The organism is Sphingomonas faeni, from assembly GCF_024273235.1.
In the GTDB taxonomy this organism is placed as follows: Bacteria; Pseudomonadota; Alphaproteobacteria; order Sphingomonadales; family Sphingomonadaceae; genus Sphingomonas; species Sphingomonas faeni_A.
This window is the reverse complement of record NZ_JANBVH010000077.1, coordinates 1-3,524: the sequence shown is the minus strand read 5'-3', so window position 1 is coordinate 3,524 and position 3,524 is coordinate 1. Positions and strand designations below refer to the sequence as shown.

General features: G+C 60.0%; 6 protein-coding genes. 2 read left to right on the top strand and 4 right to left on the bottom strand.

What is annotated here, in order from left to right; translation table 11 throughout:
- Positions 1 to 277: SDR family NAD(P)-dependent oxidoreductase (locus NLI89_RS21475; RefSeq protein ID WP_254688776.1), on the bottom strand; the 277-nt coding region annotated here is incomplete at its 3' end.
- 90 nt (positions 278 to 367) lie between these two features.
- Here NLI89_RS21475 and NLI89_RS21470 point away from each other — a divergent pair.
- The gene (locus NLI89_RS21470; RefSeq protein ID WP_254688775.1) at positions 368 to 733 is read left to right on the top strand and encodes a winged helix-turn-helix transcriptional regulator; all 366 of its coding nucleotides are present in this window, start codon (positions 368 to 370) and stop codon (positions 731 to 733) included.
- Positions 734 to 900: 167 nt separating this feature from the next.
- On the opposite strand, the gene NLI89_RS21465 is transcribed toward NLI89_RS21470, so the two are convergent.
- Positions 901 to 1,821, bottom strand: a complete 921-nt coding sequence (locus NLI89_RS21465; protein WP_254688774.1) for an NAD(P)/FAD-dependent oxidoreductase — start codon at positions 1,819 to 1,821, stop codon at positions 901 to 903.
- Between the two features lie 128 nt (positions 1,822 to 1,949).
- Between NLI89_RS21465 and NLI89_RS21460 the strand changes: the two genes are divergently transcribed.
- Positions 1,950 to 2,390: an Rrf2 family transcriptional regulator gene (locus tag NLI89_RS21460; protein ID WP_254688773.1), complete on the top strand. Its 441-nt coding sequence runs from the start codon at positions 1,950 to 1,952 to the stop codon at positions 2,388 to 2,390.
- A 46-nt stretch (positions 2,391 to 2,436) separates the two neighbouring features.
- On the opposite strand, the gene NLI89_RS21980 is transcribed toward NLI89_RS21460, so the two are convergent.
- Positions 2,437 to 3,063, bottom strand: coding sequence for an AraC family transcriptional regulator (locus NLI89_RS21980; RefSeq protein WP_254688772.1), 627 nt, complete (start codon positions 3,061 to 3,063; stop codon positions 2,437 to 2,439).
- Entirely contained in the window at positions 2,987 to 3,331 is a 345-nt protein-coding gene (locus NLI89_RS21450) for an AraC family transcriptional regulator N-terminal domain-containing protein (RefSeq protein ID WP_254688771.1), read from the bottom strand. Before NLI89_RS21450 ends, NLI89_RS21980 begins: the two co-directional genes overlap by 77 nt.
- Between the last annotated feature and the right edge of the window lie 193 nt (positions 3,332 to 3,524).

Sequence of the window (3,524 nt, the reverse complement as noted above, 5' to 3'; positions counted from 1 at the left end):
AGTCGCCACCGCCGGCATTCGCGAACACGATGTCCAATCCAGCGCGCTTCTCACGTACGACGTCGAACAACTGGTCGAGATCGTCGAGGCTGGCAACGTCACTCCGAATTCCTGTGACGGCGCCGCCGATCTCGTGGATGGCCTTGTCCAGTTCGGCTTGGCGCCGCCCCGTGATGAAGACGTAAGCGCCCTCAGCGACGAATCGCTTTGCGGTCGCGAGGCCGATGCCACTGGTGCCGCCGGTGATAAGGGCTGTTTTGCCTTGAAGTCTGTTCATTTGTCGCTCCGAGCATCGAATGATGCAGAAGTGGACACGCCCTTTCTTGCTTACTAGTATGCACCTTTTGGTAAGTACCTGAGGTCATCGGTGGAAAGCAGGGTTTTCAGCTGCGGTCTGGACGTAGCGCTGTCGGTGATTGGCGGTAAGTGGAAGCCGCTGATTCTGTTCCATCTGGCGCACGAGACGCGGCGTTACGGGGAACTCAAGCGTGCGATCGGTGGCGTGAGCGACAAGATGCTTATCCAGCAGCTCAAAGAGCTGAATGTAGATGGTGTCGTTGATCGCTGCGATTATCAGCAGGTACCGCCAAAGGTTGACTATTCGCTGACGTCTTTTGGCAGGACGCTTGCCGATGCGCTTGTACCGCTATGTAGTTGGGGCACAGAGCATATTACCAAGGTGGAAGAACTCGTGGCCAATCGCGGCTCCAATGATGGGAGGGGCACTACATAGCGCCGCGGCAGGTCGTTCTAGGCATTTTTAGGGAACTGTCGGTGCTACACGAAGCAGATGAATGGGCGTCCGTTCTGGAACCACGCCAAGGTAGCGTGAATGCCGGATAGAGAGGGGATCGCTCATGGGCGCTAAAAGACACTGGCATCGCAGGTCACACGATTACGCTATGCTTCCCGGGCGGGGTATTCTGCAACCGATCGTGCAGCGGCTTGGTGGACGCCAATACCTGCCAGTACGCCCGCGGCGGATGCCAGCGTTGCGTTGTGCAGGGGGGTAGCCGCGTCACCCGCCGCCCAGACGCCGAAAACGGAGGTTACGCCCCACGCATCGACTTTGATGTACGGGCCGGTCGGTCCTTCCGCATGCTCGCAACCGAGAAACTCCGCGAGCGGAGTGGCTGGTTTCGTTCGCGGCGCGGTAAACACGGCGGCCAATCCAATGGATCGACCATCGGCAAGTCTCACACCATCCAGTGCTGGTGCAACGCCCAGCAGCGCAACGACCGGCGTCCGCTCGATCGTAACGCCGCGGGTCGCAAACGCGTGAAGCTCCGCTGGCTCGGGCTCGAACCGACCTTGCGTGAAGTAGGTTGTTGGCCCCCAATCGGGGATAAGAACCGCCTGATGCGCCGACATCGGGTGCGCCGCGATCACACCGAGCGGCAGGTCGCGCACCTCGTAGCCGTGGCAGTAGGGGCAGTGCAGCACGGTCGTTCCCCAGCGCTCGCGCATGCCTGGGATAGAGGGTAGTTCGTCCACGACGCCCGTGGTCAGGATCAAGCGTCGAGCGAATTGTTCACTGCCGTCGGCGAGGCGCACAGCAAATCCATCGTTGATAGCGCTTGCGTCTACCACCTCGGCATTCATCATCTCAACTGAAGGGTAGCGCAGGAGTTGGTGTCGTGCGTCGTGCAGTATCGCGCTGGGAGGCCTGCCGTCCTGACCCAGGAAGCCGTGCGCCTCGTCGGCAAAGCGGTTGCGAGGCAGCCCGCCATCAATCACCACAACATTCTGTCTCGCTCGCGCTAGCTGTGTCGCCGCGGACAGGCCGGCAAAGCTTCCTCCGATTACTATCACGTCACGCATAGCCAAGCCTTTCAGAGCACTATCAGTGTTACATGACAATTAGCGTGGCATTTTGCAACATCAAATGTTGCGTGATAAGGGTGTCAACCACGGTGGAGGATCAAGAGTTGGACGCGCGCCTATCCAGAATGCTGCATCTGCTGATCCACATGGGAAGCATGTCGGGTCCGCTGACATCGGATGCTGCCGCGACGATGCTCGGTACCAATCCGGTCGTAGTCCGCCGCACGATGGCGGGTCTGCGCGACGCCGGCTACGTGCGATCGGTCAAGGGCCATGGCGGCGGCTGGTCGCTGACCGGCGGACTAGAGACCATGACCATGCTCGATGTTCACCGGGCGTTGGGCGAGAGCCGTATCTTTGCGCTTGGTCCGACAGATCCTTCGCCATCCTGCTTGGTGGAGCAGGCCGTCAATGGCTCGTTGGTAGAGGCGCTACGCGACGCTGAGGCGCTGCTGCTACGTCGGCTGGGGGAGGTGACGCTCGCCGAGATCGCTGCGGATTTCGATCGACGCATGGCGAAACTGCCGCCCGAGGAGATCGCCGTACGCGGGCGCATACGTCAGTAGTGCACACCTACTCGGATGCCCGAAACGGGGACTCCACGGCAGGGCTCTAGGCGTTCGCAGACCGATCAATCGAGTGCCCCTTTCGCGTCCCTTGCATTGGGGAAACGCCGAACATCCTCCTGTATTCTCGGGTGAATTGGGACACGCTCTGGTAACCGACCGAGAAGGCCGCCGCGCTCGCGCTCGTCGATGCGGTCAGTATCAATCGTCGGGCCTCGTAAAGTCGAAGAGTCTTTTGATACTGTAGCGGGGCCATGCCGGTCGCGGCCTTGAACCGGCGATGAAAGGCAGAGCAACTCATCCCGACCGACCGTGCGATGTCCTCGACCTTGAACAAGCCGGCATAGTTTTCCCCGATCGTGGCAAGCGCCTTTCTGATCTGCGCTACTCTCGGCTCAACGTTCGCAATTTGTCTCAGAACGGCGCCCTGCGGGCCTCGCAGCAGCCGATACACGATCTCTCGTTCCAGCAGTGGGGCCATGATCCGGATTTCGTCGGGTCTGTCGATCAGGCGTAGCATCCGGGTCCAGGCATCAAGCAGGTCGCGGCCCGCCGGATCGATTGCGAACGCCTTTCTATCGGCTTCGTACGCCGTATCAGGCATGCTCGCGGTCAAATCTGAGACGATCCCAGGATCGATGACGAGACTTATCGCGAGATAGGGTCGATCCACGTTCGCGCTGATTATTTTTTGCCATGACCGGAAGATCGAGGGCCGTGGTGAAGGTGCGCCCGGCGGTATAGTTCAGCACCTGATCGCCGACCGCCAGCTGCTTTTCGCCCTGCAGTATCAGGCTGACAACCGGCCGATAGGTCTCCGGTAGAAGATCGACACACCGGCTAACCTTGTACAGCCTAACATTCGGTGTGGCGGTCGAGGTCAGTCCCTCTTTTCCTTGTCGGGCAACCGTGGAAGCCAGGTCCGAGATAATCTGATCCATCGCTACGCGTATGTCAGCCGGCAGGGCGTCAATCAATTATCGGGTAGAAATAGGCAAGAACCGGGCAGGATCGGGCGCGCGCGAATAATTGCGCCTGCCTATCTGCCGTCTGACAGGAATGGAGGCGACATGAACCCTGCAGGAAACACCATTTTCATCACCGGAGGAAGTTCCGGCATCGGTCGGGCGCTTG

Excerpts from the sequence above, each read along its gene's own strand:
- NLI89_RS21465 (WP_254688774.1), bottom strand. The coding sequence starts at position 1,821 with ATGCGTGACGTGATAGTAATCGGAGGAAGCTTTGCCGGCCTGTCCGCG.
- NLI89_RS21460 (WP_254688773.1), top strand. The coding sequence starts at position 1,950 with ATGCTGCATCTGCTGATCCACATGGGAAGCATGTCGGGTCCGCTGACA.
- NLI89_RS21450 (WP_254688771.1), bottom strand. The coding sequence starts at position 3,331 with ATGGATCAGATTATCTCGGACCTGGCTTCCACGGTTGCCCGACAAGGA.